Annotated in this window: 24 protein-coding genes and 1 pseudogene; 24 read left to right on the forward strand and 1 reads right to left on the reverse strand. The window is 73.2% G+C overall.

Annotated features, from left to right (window positions below; genetic code table 11):
* Nucleotides 1-17 precede the first annotated feature (17 nt).
* The 16 genes and pseudogenes from FIV44_RS28210 to FIV44_RS28275 all read left to right on the forward strand — a co-directional run bounded on the left by FIV44_RS28210 (nt 18) and on the right by FIV44_RS28275 (nt 12,884).
* The gene (locus FIV44_RS28210; protein ID WP_141007339.1) at nt 18-560 is read left to right on the forward strand and encodes a hypothetical protein; all 543 of its coding nucleotides are present in this window, start codon (nt 18-20) and stop codon (nt 558-560) included.
* Nucleotides 557-823, forward strand: coding sequence for a DUF6167 family protein (locus tag FIV44_RS28215; RefSeq protein ID WP_141007340.1), 267 nt, complete (start codon nt 557-559; stop codon nt 821-823). Before FIV44_RS28210 ends, FIV44_RS28215 begins: the two co-directional genes overlap by 4 nt.
* Nucleotides 824-834: 11 nt before the next feature.
* Complete coding sequence (gene alaS, locus FIV44_RS28220) at nt 835-3,516, forward strand: alanine--tRNA ligase (protein WP_141008114.1); 2,682 nt, start codon at nt 835-837, stop codon at nt 3,514-3,516.
* Nucleotides 3,517-3,524: 8 nt separating this feature from the next.
* On the forward strand, nt 3,525-4,007 hold the full coding sequence (gene ruvX, locus FIV44_RS28225; protein ID WP_141007341.1) for a Holliday junction resolvase RuvX: 483 nt from the start codon (nt 3,525-3,527) through the stop codon (nt 4,005-4,007).
* Nucleotides 4,000-4,404, forward strand: coding sequence for a hypothetical protein (locus FIV44_RS30950; RefSeq protein ID WP_181410877.1), 405 nt, complete (start codon nt 4,000-4,002; stop codon nt 4,402-4,404). Before ruvX ends, FIV44_RS30950 begins: the two co-directional genes overlap by 8 nt.
* Nucleotides 4,311-5,186 (forward strand): endolytic transglycosylase MltG, encoded by an 876-nt coding sequence (gene mltG, locus FIV44_RS28230; RefSeq protein WP_181410878.1) that lies wholly within the window; start codon nt 4,311-4,313, stop codon nt 5,184-5,186. The genes FIV44_RS30950 and mltG overlap by 94 nt, the downstream gene beginning before the upstream one ends.
* Before the next feature lie 173 nt (nt 5,187-5,359).
* Nucleotides 5,360-5,575: pseudogene (locus FIV44_RS32830) on the forward strand (shikimate dehydrogenase); the annotation flags it as partial.
* A gap of 518 nt (nt 5,576-6,093) precedes the next feature.
* The gene (locus tag FIV44_RS32835; protein WP_246087079.1) at nt 6,094-6,180 is read left to right on the forward strand and encodes a hypothetical protein; all 87 of its coding nucleotides are present in this window, start codon (nt 6,094-6,096) and stop codon (nt 6,178-6,180) included.
* Nucleotides 6,181-6,189: 9 nt separating this feature from the next.
* Nucleotides 6,190-6,891, forward strand: a complete 702-nt coding sequence (locus FIV44_RS28240) for an A24 family peptidase (RefSeq protein WP_141007343.1) — start codon at nt 6,190-6,192, stop codon at nt 6,889-6,891.
* A gap of 167 nt (nt 6,892-7,058) precedes the next feature.
* The gene (gene aroC, locus FIV44_RS28245) at nt 7,059-8,237 is read left to right on the forward strand and encodes a chorismate synthase (protein WP_219996206.1); all 1,179 of its coding nucleotides are present in this window, start codon (nt 7,059-7,061) and stop codon (nt 8,235-8,237) included.
* Nucleotides 8,234-8,770 (forward strand): shikimate kinase, encoded by a 537-nt coding sequence (locus FIV44_RS28250; protein ID WP_246086669.1) that lies wholly within the window; start codon nt 8,234-8,236, stop codon nt 8,768-8,770. The genes aroC and FIV44_RS28250 overlap by 4 nt, the downstream gene beginning before the upstream one ends.
* On the forward strand, nt 8,767-9,867 hold the full coding sequence (aroB, locus tag FIV44_RS28255; protein WP_141007345.1) for a 3-dehydroquinate synthase: 1,101 nt from the start codon (nt 8,767-8,769) through the stop codon (nt 9,865-9,867). Before FIV44_RS28250 ends, aroB begins: the two co-directional genes overlap by 4 nt.
* Nucleotides 9,864-10,310: a type II 3-dehydroquinate dehydratase gene (locus FIV44_RS28260; RefSeq protein ID WP_141007346.1), complete on the forward strand. Its 447-nt coding sequence runs from the start codon at nt 9,864-9,866 to the stop codon at nt 10,308-10,310. Before aroB ends, FIV44_RS28260 begins: the two co-directional genes overlap by 4 nt.
* Before the next feature lie 71 nt (nt 10,311-10,381).
* Nucleotides 10,382-10,948 (forward strand): elongation factor P, encoded by a 567-nt coding sequence (gene efp, locus FIV44_RS28265; protein WP_141007347.1) that lies wholly within the window; start codon nt 10,382-10,384, stop codon nt 10,946-10,948.
* Nucleotides 10,949-10,955: 7 nt separating this feature from the next.
* Complete coding sequence (gene nusB, locus FIV44_RS28270; RefSeq protein WP_141007348.1) at nt 10,956-11,369, forward strand: transcription antitermination factor NusB; 414 nt, start codon at nt 10,956-10,958, stop codon at nt 11,367-11,369.
* Nucleotides 11,370-11,504: 135 nt separating this feature from the next.
* A complete protein-coding gene (locus FIV44_RS28275; RefSeq protein ID WP_141007349.1) occupies nt 11,505-12,884 on the forward strand; it encodes a dihydrolipoyl dehydrogenase family protein in 1,380 nt (459 codons plus the stop codon).
* 59 nt (nt 12,885-12,943) lie between these two features.
* Here the strand turns inward: FIV44_RS28275 and FIV44_RS32840 are convergent, their stop codons facing one another.
* Nucleotides 12,944-13,219, reverse strand: a complete 276-nt coding sequence (locus FIV44_RS32840; RefSeq protein WP_246087083.1) for a hypothetical protein — start codon at nt 13,217-13,219, stop codon at nt 12,944-12,946.
* 52 nt (nt 13,220-13,271) lie between these two features.
* Here FIV44_RS32840 and FIV44_RS28280 point away from each other — a divergent pair, with 52 nt between their 5' ends.
* From FIV44_RS28280 to FIV44_RS28310, 8 genes are all read left to right on the forward strand, one after another.
* The gene (locus tag FIV44_RS28280; RefSeq protein ID WP_246087084.1) at nt 13,272-14,204 is read left to right on the forward strand and encodes a MinD/ParA family ATP-binding protein; all 933 of its coding nucleotides are present in this window, start codon (nt 13,272-13,274) and stop codon (nt 14,202-14,204) included.
* Nucleotides 14,205-14,256: 52 nt separating this feature from the next.
* A complete protein-coding gene (locus FIV44_RS28285) occupies nt 14,257-14,799 on the forward strand; it encodes a phosphoribosyltransferase family protein (RefSeq protein WP_246086670.1) in 543 nt (180 codons plus the stop codon).
* A gap of 107 nt (nt 14,800-14,906) precedes the next feature.
* The gene (locus FIV44_RS28290) at nt 14,907-15,077 is read left to right on the forward strand and encodes a CsbD family protein (RefSeq protein ID WP_141007350.1); all 171 of its coding nucleotides are present in this window, start codon (nt 14,907-14,909) and stop codon (nt 15,075-15,077) included.
* Nucleotides 15,078-15,130: 53 nt separating this feature from the next.
* A complete protein-coding gene (locus FIV44_RS32845) occupies nt 15,131-15,466 on the forward strand; it encodes an LLM class flavin-dependent oxidoreductase (protein WP_246086671.1) in 336 nt (111 codons plus the stop codon).
* The gene (locus FIV44_RS32850; protein ID WP_246086672.1) at nt 15,463-15,705 is read left to right on the forward strand and encodes an LLM class oxidoreductase; all 243 of its coding nucleotides are present in this window, start codon (nt 15,463-15,465) and stop codon (nt 15,703-15,705) included. The genes FIV44_RS32845 and FIV44_RS32850 overlap by 4 nt, the downstream gene beginning before the upstream one ends.
* A 99-nt stretch (nt 15,706-15,804) precedes the next feature.
* Nucleotides 15,805-16,347 (forward strand): bifunctional pyr operon transcriptional regulator/uracil phosphoribosyltransferase PyrR, encoded by a 543-nt coding sequence (pyrR, locus tag FIV44_RS28300; RefSeq protein WP_281285887.1) that lies wholly within the window; start codon nt 15,805-15,807, stop codon nt 16,345-16,347.
* The gene (locus FIV44_RS28305) at nt 16,344-17,279 is read left to right on the forward strand and encodes an aspartate carbamoyltransferase catalytic subunit (RefSeq protein ID WP_141007352.1); all 936 of its coding nucleotides are present in this window, start codon (nt 16,344-16,346) and stop codon (nt 17,277-17,279) included. Before pyrR ends, FIV44_RS28305 begins: the two co-directional genes overlap by 4 nt.
* A complete protein-coding gene (locus FIV44_RS28310) occupies nt 17,276-18,559 on the forward strand; it encodes a dihydroorotase (RefSeq protein ID WP_141007353.1) in 1,284 nt (427 codons plus the stop codon). The genes FIV44_RS28305 and FIV44_RS28310 overlap by 4 nt, the downstream gene beginning before the upstream one ends.
* Nucleotides 18,560-18,568 lie beyond the last annotated feature (9 nt).

The following is an 18,568-nucleotide window of genomic DNA, read 5'->3' on the forward strand; positions in this document are numbered from 1 at the left end:
AAGTAGGCTTGTGCGTCGTGACCACCGCCCTCGCCGTACCCGACTGGCTGGCTGTGGCGACCATCCTCAGCCTGCTGGTCCTCGTGGTCGCCGTACTGGGGCTCGGGCGGTCCCTGCGCCGGTCGCGCAGCCACACCGAGGCGCTGCTCGCGGCGGCCGCCGAGGACGCCGAGGCGCTGCGCGAGCAGCTCGCCGGGATCGAGGCCGAGCTGCAGGAGAGGCAGGAGGCCGCGCTGCGAGGCGAGCGGACGCCGGTGGCGAGCGTCGACGAGCGCGAGTACGTCATCACCGACCTCGGCCAGGAGCACGGGCCGCGGGTCCCGGCCCGCGTCGTGCCCGCGCCGATGTTCGCCGACATCCTGCTCCGCGAGAGCGTCATCAAGACCGCGGCCCTGGCCGCCGGCCTGCGCCGGGCGCTGTCGCCCGAGGTCCGCAACCGGATCCGGTTCGAGATGAAGCGCGAGGTCAAGCGCTCCCGCAAGGAGCGCAAGCTGATGCTGCGCGCCGCCCGCCGCGACTGGGAGGCCCGCCAGCGCGCCGGCGTCGAGGTGTCGTCGTGAAGGCCGGGATCTGGTTCGCCGCGGGCGCGGCCGCGGGCGTCTACGGCATGGTCCGGGCCCGGCGCCTGGCGGAGGCGTTCACCCCCGACGGCATGCGCGACCGGATCGGCGCCGCGTTCGTGGGCGCCCGGATGTTCCGCGAGGAGGTCGCGCGCGGACAGGCCCAGGCCGAAATCCACTTGCGGCAGCGCTTCGACGGCGCGGACGCTGGTCCACCCCAGCTGATGAACCCCACCACACCGAGCAGAGAAGGCACCCGTTGAACGAGCGGCACCTGAGCAGCGCGGAGATCCGCAACCGGTTCCTCGCCCACTTCGAGCAGCGCGGCCACACGGTGGTGCCGTCCGCCTCGCTGCTGCTGGACGACCCCAACCTGCTCTTCGTCAACGCCGGCATGGTGCCGTTCAAGCCCTACTTCCTGGGCCAGGAGACCCCGCCGTTCCGCCGCGCGACGAGCGTGCAGAAGTGCGTGCGCACCCTCGACATCGAGGAGGTCGGCAAGACCACCCGCCACGGCACGTTCTTCCAGATGAACGGCAACTTCTCCTTCGGCGACTACTTCAAGGAGGGGGCGATCCAGTACGCCTGGGAGCTGGTCACCAACCCCCAGAGCGAGGGCGGCCTCGGGTTCGACCCGGACCTGATCTGGGTGACCGTGCTGCCCGAGGACGACGAGGCCCGGCACTTCTGGAAGAGCGTCGCGGGCCTGCCCGACGAGCGGATCCAGCCGCGCGGCCTCAAGGACAACTACTGGAACATGGGCGTCCCCGGCCCCGGTGGTCCCTGCAGCGAGATCTACGTCGACCGCGGCCCGGCGTACGGCCCCGACGGTGGACCCGACGCCGACGAGGACCGGTTCCTGGAGATCTGGAACCTCGTCTTCATGCAGGAGGAGCTCAGCGCCGTCCGCGCCAAGGACGACTTCGACATCGCGGGCCCGCTGCCGAGCAAGAACATCGACACCGGCATGGGCCTGGAGCGGGTCGCCTACCTGCTCCAGGGCAAGCAGAACCTCTACGAGATCGACACCGTCTTCCCCGTGATCGAGAAGGCCATGGAGCTCTCCGGGAAGAAGTACGGCGCGTCCGGGGCCGACGGCCACGTCGACGACGTCCGGTTCCGCGTGGTCGCCGACCACGTGCGCAGCTCGCTGATGCTGATCGGCGACGGCGTCACCCCCGGCAACGAGGGCCGCGGCTACGTCCTGCGCCGGCTGCTGCGCCGCGCGGTGCGCAACATGCGGCTGCTCGGCTACCAGGACCCGGCGCTGCCCGAGCTGCTGCCGGTCTCGCGCGACCGGATGGGGGAGAGCTACCCCGAGCTGGTCTCCGGCTGGGACCGGATCGCCCAGGTCGCCTACGCCGAGGAGGACGCCTTCCGCAAGACCCTCCAGGCCGGCACCCAGATCTTCGACCTCGCCGCGAGCGAGGTGCGCGAGTCCGGCGCGACGACCATTCCCGGCGACCGGGCGTTCGCGCTGCACGACACCTACGGCTTCCCGATCGACCTGACCCTCGAGATGGCCGCGGAGGCGGGCCTCTCCGTCGACGAGCCCGGCTTCCGACAGCTCATGTCCGAGCAGCGGGAGCGGGCCAAGGCCGACGCGCGCGCCAAGAAGGGCCAGCACGCCGACACCGCCGTCTACCGCGACATCCTCGACGCCAACGGCCCGACCGAGTGGCTGGCCTACGAGACCCTGGAGACCGAGTCGCGCCCGCTCGCGCTGCTCCGTGAGGGCGCGGCCGTCGGCGCGCTCGCCACCGGCGAGATCGGCGAGCTGGTGCTCGACCGGACGCCGTTCTACGCCGAGTCGGGCGGCCAGGTCGCCGACGCCGGCGTGATCGAGTTCGAGGGCGGCGCGGTGGAGGTGCTCGACGTCCAGCGCCCGGTCCGCGGCCTCGTCGTCCACCAGGTCCGCGTCGTCGACGGCGAGCTGCCCGCCGACGCGGCGCTGCTGCACGCCCGGGTCGACCCGCAGTGGCGGATCGGCGCGCGGCAGGCCCACTCCGGCACCCACATCGTGCACGCGGCGCTGCGCGAGGTGCTCGGTCCCACCGCGCTGCAGTCCGGCTCCTACAACCGGCCGGGCTACCTCCGCCTCGACTTCGGCTGGCTCAATGCCCTCTCGCCGGACCAGGTGCGCGAGATCGAGCAGGTCGCCAACAACGCCTTGCGCGCCGACCTCGCGGTGGCGTGGGAGTACATGACGCTCAGCCAGGCCAAGGACTGGGGCGCGCTCGCCCTCTTCGGCGAGACGTACGACGACCAGAAGGTCCGCGTCGTCGAGATCGGCGGTCCCTGGTCCCGCGAGCTGTGCGGCGGCACGCACGTCGACCACTCCAGCCAGGTCGGCACCGTCGTCGTCACCGGCGAGTCCAGCGTCGGGTCCGGTAACCGCCGGATCGAGGCGCTCACCGGCGTCGAGGGCTTCTCCTATCTCGCCAGGGAGCGGGACGTCGTCGGTCAGCTGTCCACCCTGCTCAAGGCGCAGCCCGACGACCTCGTCGGCCGGGTGGGCGATCTGGTCGACCGGCTCAAGCAGGTGGAGAAGGAGATGGAGCGGATCCGTCTCCAGCAGCTCCTCTCCGGCGGCGCCGCCCTCGCCGAGGGCGCGACCGACGTCAACGGCGTCCGCCTGGTCGCGCAGCGGCTCGACGGCGCCGGTGGCGGCGACGTCCGCACGCTCGCGACCGACGTCCGGGCCCGACTCACCGGCGACGCGCCCGCCGTCGTCGTCCTCGTCGGCGCGGCCGACGGCAAGGCCGCGATCGTCGCGGCCCTCAACGACGCCGCCCAGGCCCGCGGTCTCGCGGCCGGCGACCTGGTCCGCGCCGCCGCGCCGTTCCTCGACGGCAAGGGCGGCGGCAAGGCCGACCTGGCCCAGGGCGGCGGCACCGACGTCACCCGGATCGACGAGGCGCTCGCCGCGGTGACGGCGGCCGTCGCCTCGGCCTGAGGACCTGGGTGAGGCGCGGCGTCCGGCTCGGCGTCGACCCGGGCGACGCCCGGATCGGCGTCGCCCGCAGCGACCCGTCCGGGATCCTCGCCACGCCGGTGGAGACGGTGCGGCGCGGCAAGGGCGACCTGCGTCGGATCCACCAGCTGCTGAGGGCCGAGGAGGATGCGTCGGGGGTCCTCGAGGTGGTCGTGGGGCTGCCGCGCTCGCTCTCCGGGGGCGAGGGTCCGGCGGCGGAGAAGACCCGCGCCTTCGCCGTACGGCTGGCGCGCCGGGTGGCACCCGTGCCCGTGCGGCTGGTCGACGAACGACTCACGACGGTGACCGCGGAGGCTATGCTGCGCGACCAGCGCAAGGGCGCGAAGCGTCGTGCCGTGGTCGACCAGGTCGCGGCCGTCGTCATCCTGCAGCAGGCGCTGGATGCCGAGCGCACCACCGGCACCCCTCCGGGGGAGCTGGTGCCCCCCACGGACGAGGAGACGCATGACTGAGCCGCCGCTGCCGGAGCCCGTCCAGGACGCCGGCCACGACCTCCTCCCGAGCAGCGGTACGCCGGCCGGTGGACGCCGGCGCGCGGCCCGGCGGCGGCGCGGCGGCTGCCTGCCGATCCTGATCGTGGTGGCGCTCTTCTGCGCCCTCGTCGCGTGGTTCGCCCGCGGCGCCGTCTCCGACGTGAAGGACATGTTCGCCGGGCCGGAGGACTACGCCGGCCCGGGCAGCGGCGAGGTCACCTTCGTGATCGACCCCGGCCAGTCGGTCGCGTCGATGGGGCCGAGCTCGAGGAGCTCGGCGTCGTGGCGTCGGGCGAGGCGTTCGTGGACGCCGCGGCCAAGGACAGCCGGTCGACCAAGATCCAGGCCGGCACCTACCTGCTCAAGAGCAGGATGAAGGCCGCCGACGTCGTCGCGATCCTCGTGGACCCGGCCAATGTGTCGACCGAGACGGTGACGATCCCCGAGGGCCTGCGCGTCGTCGACATCGTCGACGTGATCGCCAAGCGGACCGACTTCACCAAGAAGCAGCTCAACGCCGCCCTGCAGAGCCCCGACCAGCTCGGTCTGCCCGACTACGCCGGCGGCAACCCCGAGGGCTACCTGTTCCCGGCGACGTACACGATCAGCCCGAACGAGACCCCCGCCGAGTTCCTGAAGTCCATGGTCGACCGCTGGAAGCGCGCCGCCGACGACGCCGGCCTCGACGCCGCCGCGCAGCGGCTGGGCTATACCGCCCACGAGTTGATGACCATCGCGTCGCTGGTGCAGGTCGAGGGCAAGACGGCCGAGGACATGGCGAAGATTGCGCGGGTGATCCTGAACCGGGTGGAGAACCCCGGGACGGCGGGCCAGACCGGCCGGCTGCAGATCGACGCCACGGTCGACTACGCCCTCGGCCGCAAGCTCACCGTCGGGCTGACCCAGGCCGAGCGCGACGACACGGACTCGCCGTACAACACCTTCCGGATCCAGGGCCTGCCGCCCGGCCCGATCAGCGCCCCGGGCGACGACGCCATCACGGCGGCGATGAACCCGCCCGACGGCAACTGGTACTACTACGTCACGGTCAACCTGCGCACCGGCGAGACCAAGTTCGCGGCGACCTACGACGAGTTCCTCACCTACCGCAACGAGCTGCGCGACTACTGCGCGAACGAGTCGCAGGGCGCCTGCTAGATGATTGATTCCAAGGGATCGTGCCAGCGAGCGGCGCTCAACGCGTGCGATGGCAAGGCGCCGATGCGAAGGCATACCGGGTCGTCTGTCGAGCGTCGGCAACGCCGCCAGCGTGCGTGGTGAGCGTCGCGGAGCGTGTGAGACCTTGGAATCAATCATCTAGGAGACGCCCGATGATCACCCCCGCCCGTCTCCGCTTCGGTGTCGTCGGCGACCCGATCGCGCACTCGCTGTCGCCCGCCCTCCACCGCGCCGGGTACGACGCCGCGCGGGTCTACGCCCGCTACGACGCCGTCCAGGTGCCGGCCGGAGGCCTGCGGGCCTTCGTCGCCGACCTGCTGCCGGTGTGGCGCGGGCTGTCCGTCACAGCCCCGCTCAAGCGCGAGGCGCTGGAGCTGGCGACCCGGGTGAGCGAGCGGGCGATCCGGGCGGGCGGCGCGAACACCCTCGTGCGCACCGACGACGGCTGGGAGGCCGACAACACCGACCTGCCCGGCGCCGTGGCCGCCATCCGGGAGCGGTACGACGGTCCGGTGCGCGCCGCGACCATCCTCGGCGCCGGTGCGACCGCCGCCTCGACCGGTCTCGCGCTGGCCGAGCTCGGCGCGCGCACCCTCCGCCTGCTGGCCCGCGACCCGTCCCGGGCCGAGGCGACGGCCGAGGTGCTCCGGCGCGTCGAGGGGGTCGTCGTCGACGTACTGCCGCTCGAGAGCTCGGCGGTCGTCGGCGAGGTGGTGGTCTCGACCGTCCCGGCAGCCGCCCAGACCGAGGCGCTCGTCGCCGCCACCCGGGACGCCGCGGTGCTGTTCGAGGTCGTCTACGACCCGTGGCCGACCCGGCTCGCCGCGGCTGCCGCGGGCGGGGGCAGACGCTGGTGTCCGGGCTCGACCTGCTCGTGCACCAGGCGGTGCTCCAGTTCGCCATGTTCACTGGTCACGACGGGCCACTGGACGCCATGCGTGCGGCCGGTGAGGCCGCGCTCGCGGCTCGATAGCCTCCCCGCATGCACGTCCTCCCCGCCCTGGCCTGCGCCCTCCTCGGCGCCCTCGGCGGGCTCCTCGTCCCGTTCCTGATCGCGCAGTGCCCCGAGCCCGACCACGACCCGGCCGAGGACCCCGAGGACTATCCGGACCACGTGCCCTTCGCGGAGCTGGCCGCCCGCCCCGGCCTGCGTGCGAAGGCGGTCGTCGCGTGCGCGCTGGCGGCCGGCGTGCTCGGGCTGGTGGTCGGGTGGGGCTGGGGCCTGGTGTGGCTGCTCTACCTCGTCCCCGTGTGCTGCGCGCTGACCGTGATCGACTACGTCACCTGGTACCTCCCCTCCCGGCTGATCCGGCCGTCCTGGGCGATCACCGGCGTGCTCGTCGCGGTGGTGGCGGCGATCGTGGCCGAGCCGCGGGTCGCGCTGTGGGGCCTGATCGGCTTCCTGGCCCTGGGCGGCTACTACGGCCTGATGCGGCTGCTCAGCCCGCGGGCCATGGCCGGCGGAGACGTCCGCCTCGGCGCCCTGCTCGGCATCGCCCTGGGCCCCTTCGGCTCCGGCGTCCTGCTCGTGTCGGTGCTGGCGGCGGCGGTGCTCGGCGTCCTCGCGATGGTGCCGCTGCGCCGCAGCGGCACCATGATCCGCCGCCGGGTGCCGTACGGGCCGTTCCTCGTGCTCGGCGCCCTGGTCGCGGTCGTCGTGGGACAGGTGCTGTCGGCAGCCTGAGTGGTGCCGACCCGCGCGGTATGCCGTTGTCATACCCGAGGAGGTCGTGGACGTGCGACCGGAGCTGTGGTCCGGCCGGTGAGAGTGCGGCTCGCCGTCCTGAGGGTCCTGCACACCCGGCGGGACAGGTCGTCCCTGGCCGAGTGAGGCGTGGGAGACTGGTGCCCATGTTGCGCTGGCTGACTGCGGGGGAGTCCCACGGCCCCTCCCTGGTCGCGATCCTCGAGGGCCTGCCCGCCCACGTCGAGGTCACGACCGACGACATCTCCGACTCGCTCGCCCGTCGACGCCTCGGCTACGGCCGCGGCGCGCGGATGAAGTTCGAGGCCGACGAGGTGACCATCACCGGCGGCGTCCGGCACGGACGCACGCAGGGCGGACCGGTGGCCATCCAGGTCGGCAACACGGAGTGGCCCAAGTGGGAGACCGTGATGGCGGCCGACCCGGTCGACCCGGCGGTGCTGGAGGCGCAGGCCCGCAATGCCGCGCTCACCCGCCCGCGCCCCGGGCACGCCGACCTCGCGGGCATGCAGAAGTACGACTTCGCCGACGCCCGCCCGGTCCTCGAGCGCGCCTCCGCCCGCGAGACCGCCGCCCGGGTCGCGCTGGGCCGGGTCGCGAGCAACTTCCTCGAGCAGGCCACCGGCGCCCGGATCGTCAGCCACGTGCTGGAGATCGGCGGGGTGCGCACGCCCTCCCGCGAGCTCCCGGCGCCCGACGACGTCGTCCGGCTCGACGAGGACCCGGTCCGCTGCCTGGACCCCGACGGCTCCAAGCTGATGGTCGAGCGGATCGACCAGGCCCACAAGGACGGCGACACGCTCGGCGGCGTCGTCGAGGTCGTCGTCCACGGCCTGCCGCCGGGTCTCGGCTCGCACGTCCACTGGGACCGCCGCCTCGACGCCCGCCTCGCGGGCGCGCTGATGGGCATCCAGGCGATCAAGGGGGTCGAGGTCGGCGACGGCTTCGAGCTCGCCGCGACGCCCGGCTCGCTCGCCCACGACGAGATCGTCCCGACCGAGGAGGGCCTGCGCCGCGTCTCCGGCCGCTCGGGCGGCACCGAGGGCGGGATGACGACCGGCGAGATCCTGCGGGTCCGGGCCGCCATGAAGCCGATCGCCACCGTGCCGCGCGCGCTGCGCACCGTCGACCTCGCCACCGGCGAGGAGGCGGTCGCCCACCACCAGCGCTCCGACGTGTGCGCCGTCCCGGCGGCCGGCATCGTCGCCGAGGCGATGGTGGCGCTCGTGCTGGCCCAGGCCGTGCTGGAGAAGTTCGGCGGCGACTCGGTGCAGGAGACCCGGCGCAACGTGCAGTCCTACCTCGACACCCTCCGGTTCAGGTGACCGGACCGCGCGCCGTCCTCGTCGGCACGATGGGTGCCGGGAAGACGACCGTCGGCCGGCTGGTGGCGGACCGGCTCGGCGTCGGCTTCGCCGACAGCGACGAGCTGGTCGAGGCCGAGGCCGGCAAGGCCGTCCAGGACATCTTCGTCGAGGACGGCGAGGCCGCCTTCCGGGCCCTCGAGCGCGACACCGTCGCCCGGACCCTCGCGCAGCACGACGGCGTGCTCTCGCTCGGCGGCGGCGCGGTCCTCGACCCGGCCACCCGGGCGCTGCTGGCCGACCACGCGGTGGTGTTCCTCCGCGTCGGTCTCGCCGACGCCGTCAAGCGGGTCGGCCTCGGCACCGGCCGCCCGCTCCTGCTCGGCAACGTCCGTGCCCGGGTCAAGCAGCTCCTCGACGAGCGCACCCCGGTCTACGAGGGCCTGGCCCGCGTCGTCGTCGAGACCGACGGCCGCGAGCCCGAGGAGATCGCCGCCGAGATCGTCGCCGCCGTCACCGCCACCACCGCCGCCACCACCGAGGAGGAGTCGTGAGCACGCCCACCACCATCCGCGTGGCCACCGCCTCGCCGTACGACGTCGTGGTCGGCCACGGCGTCCTCGACCGGCTCCGCGGCCTGCTCCCGACGGGCGCGCAGCGGGTCGCGATCATCACGCCGGAGTCGCTGGAGGACCTGCTCGACCCGTTCGCGGAGCTGCTGGCCGACCTCGAGGTCGTCGTCCTGCAGGTCCCCGACGGCGAGGAGGCGAAGGACTGGGAGGTCGCCGCCGCGTGCTGGGAGCAGCTCGGCGAGGAGGGCTTCACCCGCTCCGACGCCGTGGTGACCCTCGGCGGCGGGGCCACCACCGACCTCGGCGGCTTCGTGGCCGCCACCTGGCTGCGCGGCGTCGCGGTCGTGCACGTCCCCACCACGGTGCTCGCCATGGTCGACGCCGCCGTCGGCGGCAAGACCGGCGTCAACACCCCCGCCGGCAAGAACCTGGTCGGCTCCTTCCACGAGCCCGCCGGCGTGCTGTGCGACCTGGCGCTGCTCGCCACCCTGCCGCGCGCCGAGGTGGTCGCCGGGCTCGGCGAGGTCGTCAAGTGCGGCTTCATCGCCGACCCGCGGATCCTGGAGCTCGTCGAGACCACCGACCCGGCGTCGCTCACGCCCGACTCGCCCGTGCTGCGGGAGCTGGTCGAGCGCGCGATCGCGGTCAAGGCCGAGGTCGTCGCCGGCGACCTCAAGGAGACCGGCGGCGTCGACGGCCACCCCGGCCGTGAGGTCCTCAACTACGGCCACACGCTGGCCCACGCGATCGAGAGGGCGACCGACTACTCCATCCGCCACGGCGAGGCCGTCGCCATCGGCTGCGTGTACGTCGCCGAGCTGGCCGCCCGCGCGCAGGGGCTCCCGCGCGACCTCGTCGAGCGGCACCGCGCGGCGTTCGGCCGGGTCGGCCTGCCCACGACCTGGGACGGCGCCGACTTCGCGACCCTGCTCGCGACCATGCGCGTGGACAAGAAGGCCCGCGGCAACCAGCTGCGGTTCGTCGTACTCGAGGACCTGGCGAGGCCCGTCGTGCTCGCCGGCCCCTCCGAGGACGACCTGCGCGCGGCGTACGCCGCCCTGGCGGGAGGCGCGTCGTGAGCAGGCCGGACGTCCACGTCCTCAACGGGCCCAACCTGGGACGACTGGGCCGACGGCAGCCGGAGATCTACGGCACCACCACCCACGACGACCTCGACAGGCTGCTCCGCGGCTGGGGGAGCGACCTCGGCCTGAGGGTCCACTTCTCGCAGACCAACCACGAGGGCGAGCTGCTCGACTGGCTCAACCGCGCGGCCGACCTCGAGTGGCCGGTCGTCCTCAACGCTGGCGCCTGGACCCACTACTCCTACGCGCTCTACGACGCCTGCGCGCAGCTGACCGCCCCGCTCGTCGAGGTGCACATCAGCGCCCCCTCGCAGCGCGCCGAGGAGTTCCGGCACACCTCGGTGGTCACGCCGCACGCGGCGAAGGTGATCGAGGGCGAGGGCATCGACGGCTACCGCCAGGCGCTCGAATTCATCGCAGGACAGGGCGCCCAGTAGACTTCTCCGCTGGCCCTGTGTCGACTCCTGGGGCCTCCCTGATCTTGGACATCTGCAAAGAAGGCTGACGCATGGCAACCACGAACGACCTCAAGAACGGCATGGTTCTCAACCTGGAGGGTCAGCTCTGGCAGGTGGTGGAGTTCCAGCACGTGAAGCCCGGCAAGGGTCCCGCATTCGTCCGCACCAAGCTCAAGCACGTCGAGTCGGGCAAGAACGTCGACAAGACCTTCAACGCCGGCACCAAGGTCGAGACCGCCACCGTCGACCGCCGCTCGTTCCAGTACCTCTACAACGACGGCACCAACTTCGTCTTCATGGACACCCAGGACTACGACCAGGTCGAGGTCGAGCCGGCCATCCTCGGCGACGCGGCCGGCTTCCTGCTGGAGAACCAGGACGTCATCCTGGCCACCAACGAGGGCCGCGTGCTCTTCGTCGAGATGCCCGCCTCGGTCGAGCTCCTCGTCTCCTACACCGAGCCTGGCGTCGTCGGCGACTCCGCCACCGGCCGCACCAAGCCCGCCACCCTCGAGACCGGCGCCGAGATCCAGGTGCCGCTGTTCATCGAGCAGGGCGAGAAGATCAAGGTCGACACCCGCGACGGCGGCTCCTACCTCTCGCGCGTCAAGGGCTGAGCCGGCGTTGGTCTCAGGAGCCCGCACCAAGGCGCGCAAGCGCGCCCTCGACGTCCTGTACGCCGCCGACCTGCGCGGCGAGACGGGCGTCGAGGCACTCGACCGGGTCGCCGCCGAGGGCGAGGCCCCGGCGAACCCCTACACCGCCGTGCTGGTGCGCGGCGTCACCGAGCGCCGCGACCGGATCGACGAGGTGCTCGAGGAGTTCTCCACCGACTGGAGCCTGGCCCGGATGCCCGCCGTCGATCGCAACGTGCTGCGCATCGGCGTCTGGGAGCTGCTCTGGGCCGACGACGTGCCCGACACCGTCGCCGTCACCGAGGCGATGGGCCTGGTGCGCGAGCTCTCCACCGACGAGTCGCCCGCCTTCGTCAACGGCGTCCTCGGCGCGATCCAGCGCAGGAAAACCACGCTGGTCTGACCAGTTGACCAGTCGCGGTTTGTGCCCAAACCGCGTAGTTTTCACCCTCGGACGTGCGGTCTCTGCCCAATCGACGACCTCACGGACGCCTGCGGGGCTCTGGCCCGCCGTTGCCGGGTGTGCCACTGTGGCGCCATGACAGGCCAGCTGGAAGCCGACGTCGTCGTCATCGGACTCGGGCCCGGCGGTGAGCATCTCGCCGCCTCGCTGTCCCGGGCCGGACTGTCCGTGGTCGGGGTGGACCGCCGCCTGGTCGGCGGCGAGTGCCCGTACTTCGGGTGCATCCCGTCGAAGATGATGATCCGCGCCGCCGACGCGCTCGCCGAGGCGCGGCGGGTGCCGTCCTTGGGCGGTACGACGGAGGTCCGGCCGGACTGGACGACCGTCGCGGACCGGATCCGCGACGAGGCCACCGACGACTGGGACGACCGGGTCGCCGTGGAGCGGCTGGAGAAGGCCGGTGTCCGGTTCGTCCGCGGGCACGGGCGCCTTGCCGGCCCCGGCCGGGTCACGGTGGCCACCGACGACGGCGAGGTCGCGGTGACCGTACGACGCGGGGTGGTGCTCAACACCGGCACCGAGCCCGCCGTCCCGCCGATCGACGGGCTGGCCGACACGCCGTACTGGACGAACCGGGACGCGGTCCGGCTCCGCGAGCTGCCCACCAGCCTGGTGGTGCTCGGCGGCGGCGCGATCGGCTGCGAGCTGGCCCAGGCGTTCTCCCGGTTCGGGGTCGAGGTCACGATCGTCGAGGCGGGGGAGCGGATCCTCGGGCCGGAGGAGCCGGAGGCCAGCGGGGTCGTCGCGGCGGCGCTGGGCGCCGAGGGCATCGCGGTGCGCGCCGGTGTGGGCGTGACGTCGGTCGCGCACGACGGCGCCTTCCGGATCGGGCTCGCCGACGGGACCTCGGTCGCCGCCCAGGCGCTGCTCGTCGCCGCCGGCCGGCGTACCAACCTCGGCGATGTCGGGCTGGACACGGTCGGGCTCGACCCGGGCATGCGGACGATCGACGTCGACGAGCGGATGCGGGCGGCCGGCGTCGACGGGCTCTGGGCGATCGGCGACATCACCGGCAAAGGCGCGTTCACGCACATGTCGATGTACCAGGCGAACGTCGCGATCCGCGACCTGACCGGCGAGGACGGCCCGTGGGCCGACTACCGCGCCGTGTCCCGGGCGACCTTCACCGACCCCGAGGTCGGCTCGGTCGGGCTCACCGAGGACCAGGCCCGCAAGGCCGGCCTGCGGGTCGGGGTCGGGGTGGCGCCGCTGCCGGAGTCCAGCCGCGGCTGGATCCACCAGGCCGGCAACGACGGTCTGATCAAGGTCGTGGCCGACCTCGACCGGGGGGTGCTGGTCGGCGCGACCGCCGTCGGACCCGCGGGCGGAGAGATCATCGGGATGCTGGTGACCGCCGTCCATGCCGAGGTCCCGCTCGCCACGCTGCGGGGGATGCACTTCGCGTACCCCACCTTCCACCGCGCCATCGAGACCGCGCTGGCCGACGTGTCGTGACCCACCTGCTCGGGTAGGTTGGCGCGCGAGGCGCTACCTAGCTCGGAGGTACCCGTGAGTCACTCCTCGACCGACCCGTTGTTCGACCCGCTGCCCGATCCGGGCAGTGACCGGCCCGCTCCGGAGTCGGTCGCGCCGCCCCCGGCCGACGAGCACACGGCCATCCGGGGGATGCACGCCGCCGATCCGGCTCCCGCCGCGCCACCCCCGGTCGGCCCGCCGCCGAGTGGGCCGCCCCCGAGCGCTCCACCGCCCACCGCGCCGCCTCCGGTCGCGGCCCCGCCCTCCCCACCGAGCGCCCCGCCGCCCGCCGTACCGCCGACGGCACCTCCCACCGCGCCTCCTGCCGCGCCTCCGACGGCTCCTCCCGTGGAGCCCCGGCGGTTCATGACCGCGACCGACTTCCTCGACCGCCGCGACAGCGATCCCACCCTCGGGCCCGCGACGTGGGGCTGGCGGGGCCGGGTACGCCGCTGGACCGGCGGCCTGGTCAAGCCCGCGATGGGTGCGAAGGAGCGGGCCTACGAGGCCGACCGCGCCGCGATCCAGAAGGACTTCGACGGGCCCCGCACCATCGCCTTCGTCAATCCCAAGGGCGGCGCCGCGAAGACCACCGGTGTCCTCGCCGCCGGGTTCACCTTCGGCACCGTGCGCGGCGGCGGCGTGGTCGCGTGGGACAACAACGAGACCCGGGGCACCCTCGGGATCCGCGGCACCCGCAGCACGCACCGCAACACCACCCGCGAGCTGCTGGAGGACTTGGGCCGGTTCAAGGACGTCTACCAGTCCCGGATCGGCGACCTCGGCGCCTTCGTCCGTTCCCAGGGCGACGCCCACTTCGACGTCCTCGCCTCCGACGAGCGCCCCGACGTCACCGGCGTCATCCACGCCACCGACTTCGCGGAGGTCCACTCCCTCCTCGAGCGGTTCTACCGGGTCATCCTGGTCGACACCGGCAACAACCTGCGCGCCGAGAACTGGCTCGCCGCCGCCGGCGCCGCCGACCTCCTCGTCGTGACCAGCACGGTCCGCGAGGACACCGGCTACAGCGGCCTGTGGATGCTCGACGCCCTCCAGGACGCCGGCCACGAGAACCTCAAGTACAAGACCATCACCGTCCTCTCCGACCCCAGCCCGAAGGTCGACGAGGCGCTCGCCCGCGACCTGGTGCAGGTCTACGAGCAGCGCACCCGCGGCGTCTACCGGGTGCCCTACGATCCGGCGCTCGTCTCCGGCTCGGTCGTGCCGTACGCACAGCTGTCCGAGGAGACCCGGATGTCCTGGCTGCGGGCGTGCGCGGCCATGGCGGCTGCGCTGTAGCTGCGGCGAAAATCGGTGGGGCGCGCGGCCGGGCGTTCCGTAGGCTCCGCCCGTGGACGGGATCCGGTCGCTGCTCCAGGAGAGCTTCCGCTGGCAGGGCGACCGGTACGACGACGGGGGCCTGGCCGACGTCACCGGATGGTGGCGCTCGCCGACCGTTCTCGGTGCGCTTGCCGGCGCGCTCAGCGACCTCGTCGACGCGGCGGAGGCCACCGTCGTGCTGGCGCCGCCGTCGCGGGGAACCCTGCTGGGCTCCCTGGTCGCGGCGCATCTGGGCGTCGGCCTGGTGGAGCTGCGCAAGGATCCGTGCCCCGCGGCCGACAGCGACGCGTGGCGGATCCGCACGTCGCCGCCCGACTACCGCGACCGGAACCTGGTGCTCGGCTTCCGGAGGGAGCTCATCCGGTCGAGGGACCGGGTGCTCTTCGTCGACGACTGGATCGAGACCGGCGGCCAGGCGCTCACGGGAAAGGCCCTCGTCGACGAGGCCGGCGCGACCTGGCTGGGCGCTGCCGTCGTCGTGGACGGCCTGGAGACGCCCGCCCACCGGCGGCTGCTGGGACTGCGCGCCCTCCTGCACGTACGCGACCTCTGAGCGCCGGACCGGGCGGTCGTGGATCACCCGGAACCGACCGGATCGGCTGCGCGGCGCCGGGTACCTCGGGAAGGTCCGCACAACCGACGACGAGAGGAGCCCGACCGATGGGTCTCGACGACAAGCTGCGCAACCAGGCAGAGGAGAAGGTGGGCGAGGCCAAGGAGGCCGTGGGCAAGGCCACCGACGACGAGGACCTGGAGGCCGAGGGCAAGCTCGACAAGGCCAAGGGCAGCCTCAAGCAGGCCGGCGAGAAGGTGAAGGACGCCTTCAAGTGACGCCCCGAGCCGAAGGAGGGGCCTCCCGGGGTCCCTCCTTCGGCTACACGCTCATGACCGAGCAGAGCGGTCCCCGTGAGCTCGTGGAGTACGCCGTGCGCGCGGAGGAGATCGGCTTCGACTTCGCCGTCTCCAGCGACCACTACTCGCCCTGGCTCACCGAGCAGGGGCACGCGCCGTACGCCTGGACCGTGCTCGGAGCGGTCGCCCAGGCGACCGAGCGGCTCGGGCTGATGACGTACGTGACCTGCCCGACGATCCGCTACCACCCGGCGGTCGTGGCGCCCGCGCGGTCGGCCAGGTCCCGGTCTGCTGGGCGCCCGACGCCGAGGAGGCGACCGCACTGGCCCACGAGCAGTTCCGCTGGTTCGGCGGCGGGTGGAGCGTGAACGCCGACCTGCCGACGCCGGCGGGATTCGCGGGGGCGAGCCGGTTCGTGCGGCCCGAGGACGTCGCGGCGAGCATCCCGTGCGGCCCCGACCTCGACGCGATCGCCGAGGCCGTGCTCGCGTTCCCGGGGGCCGGGTTCACCGACGTGGCGATCGTCCAGGTCGGCGACCGCCACCAGCGGCGGTTCCTCGACGAGGCTGCCGGGCCGCTGCTCGAGCGGCTGCGCAACGCCGCCTGACCCCGGTTCGGCCCCCGGGCCCGTGAACCGCTAAGGTGAAGCCCGATCGGACATCCTTTAACGAGCCGTCCCGTGAGGCGGAGAAGGAGGTCAGGCGCACTGATGCCTACCCAGACGCAGGGTCACGTCGTTCTCGACGCCGGCGACATCAGCCGGGCGTTGACCCGCATTTCCCACGAGATCCTCGAGCGCAACAAGGGCGCCGAGGATCTCTTGCTTCTCGGGCTGCACACCCGCGGCGTCCCGCTGGCCCGCCGCCTGGCCGACAACATCGCCCAGGTCGAGGGTACGACGGTCGCCACCGGCGAGCTCGACGTCACCATGTACCGCGACGACCTGCGGTCCCACCCGACCCGCACGCCGCACCGCACCCAGGTGCCGGCCGGCGGGATCGACGGGAAGACCGTGGTGCTCGTCGACGACGTGCTCTACTCCGGGCGCACCATCCGGGCCGCGCTCGACGCGCTCTCGGACCTCGGCCGGCCCGCCGTCGTACGGCTGGCGGTGCTGGTGGACCGCGGCCACCGGGAGCTCCCGATCCGGGCCGACCACGTCGGCAAGAACCTGCCCACCGCCCGCAGCGAGCGCGTCAGCCTGCGCCTGGTGGAGACCGACGGCGAGGACGAGGTGCGCATCGCATGAACCGGCATCTGCTGAGCATCGACGACGTGAGCGCCGACGACATCCAGGAGATCTTCACGACCGCCGCCGAGATGCACGACGTGCAGCGGCGCCAGGTCAAGAAGCTCCCGGCGCTGCGCGGCCGCACGGTCATCAACCTGTTCTTCGAGGACTCCACCCGCACCCGGTCCAGCTTCGAGATCGCCGGCAAGTGGCTCTCGGCCGACGTGATCAACCTGTCCGCGAAGGGCAGCAGCGCCAGCAAGGGCGAGTCCCTGCGCGACACCGTGCTGACCGTGACGGCGATGGGCATCGACGGCCTGGTCGTGCGGCACTCCGCGAGCGGCGCCGCCGAGCAGATCAGCCGCTGGATCGACGTCCCCGTCATCAACGCCGGCGACGGCACCCACGAGCACCCCACCCAGGCGCTGCTCGACGGCTACACGCTCACCCGCCGCCTCGGCTCGCTGGAGGGCAGGCACGTCGCGATCGTCGGCGACCTGACCCACAGCCGGGTGTTCCGGTCCAACGTCAAGAGCCTCACCAAGCTCGGCGCCACGGTCACCGCCGTCGCCCCGCCCACCCTCATGCCCGCGGGCGTGGGGGACTGGTCGAAGACGGCCGGCTTCGCGACGGCGTACGACCTCGACGAGGTGCTCCCGCAGGCGGACGCGGTGATGATGCTGCGGGTCCAGCGGGAGCGGATGAGCGGCGGCTTCTTCCCCACCGCGCGGGAGTACACCGTCGGCTACGGCCTCACCCGCGAGCGCCTCGCCGTGCTCGAGCCCGGCACCCCGATCCTGCACCCCGGCCCGATGAACCGCGGCCTGGAGATCTCCGCGGACGCCGCCGACGCCCTGGACTCGGTCGTTCTCGACCAGGTGTCCGCGGGCGTGGCCGTCCGCATGTCCGTGCTCTACCACCTGCTCGCCGGTGAGGAGACCAGCGCATGAGCATCCTGATCAAGGGCGCCACCCTGCCCGGCGGTACGACGACCGACGTCCTCGTCCAGGACGGCACCATCGCCGAGCTGGGCGCGATCAGCGCGAAGGCGGACCAGACGATCGACGCCGACGGCCTGCGCCTGCTGCCCGGCCTGGTCGACCTGCACACCCACCTGCGCGAGCCCGGCCGCGAGGACGCCGAGACGGTCCTCACCGGCTCCCGAGCCGCCGCGGTCGGCGGCTACACCGCGGTGCTGGCGATGGCCAACACCAACCCTGTCACCGACACCGGCGAGGCCGCCGAGCGGGTCCACGACCTCGGCCGGGCCGCCGGCCTGGTCGACGTCCAGCCGGTCGGCGCGGTCACCAAGGGCCTCGCCGGCCAGGAGCTCGCCGAGATCGGCCTGATGGCGCGCTCCCGGGCCCGGGTGCGGGTCTTCTCCGACGACGGCAGGTGCGTCCACGACCCGCGGGTGATGCGCCGGGCGCTGGAGTACGTCAAGGCGTTCGGCGGCGTGGTCAGCCAGCACAGCCAGGACCCGAGCCTCGCCGGCCCGAGCGCCTGCTGCCACGAGGGCGAGCTCTCCGGCCGGCTCGGCCTGCCCGGCTGGCCCGGCGTCGCGGAGGAGGTCATCGTCGCCCGCGACGTGATGCTCGCCCGCCACACCGGCAGCCGGGTCCACGTCGCCCACGTCTCGACCGCCGGCTCCGTCGAGGTGGTCCGCTGGGCGAAGGCGCAGGGGATCGACGTGACCGCCGAGGTCACGCCGCACCACCTGCTGCTCACCACCGACCTGTTGAGCGGGTACGACCCGACGTACAAGGTCAACCCGCCGCTGCGCCCCGACGAGGACGTGCAGGCCCTGCGCGAGGCGCTCGCCGACGGCACCATCGACGCCGTCGCGACCGACCACGCGCCGCACGCCCGCCACGACAAGGAGCACGCCTTCGTCGACGCGGCCTTCGGCATGCTCGGCCTCGAGACCGCGCTGCCCGTCGTCACCACCGTGATGGTCGAGTCCGGCCTGCTCGACTGGGCCGGCGTGGCCCGCACGATGAGCACCCGCCCGGCTGAGATCGCCGGCCTCGAGGGCCACGGCCGCCCGATCGCCGTCGGCGAGCCCGCCAACCTCACCCTGGTCGACCCGGCCGCCCAGGTCGTCGTCGACCGCGCCGCCAGCGTCTCGCTGAGCCGCAACAACCCCTGGCACGACCGCAAGCTGACCGGCCGCGTCATCGCCACGCTGCTGCGCGGCACGCCGACCGTCCTGGAAGGAGCCATCGCATGAGCACCCCGC

This window comes from Nocardioides humi, from assembly GCF_006494775.1.
GTDB lineage: Bacteria > Actinomycetota > Actinomycetes > Propionibacteriales > Nocardioidaceae > Nocardioides > Nocardioides humi.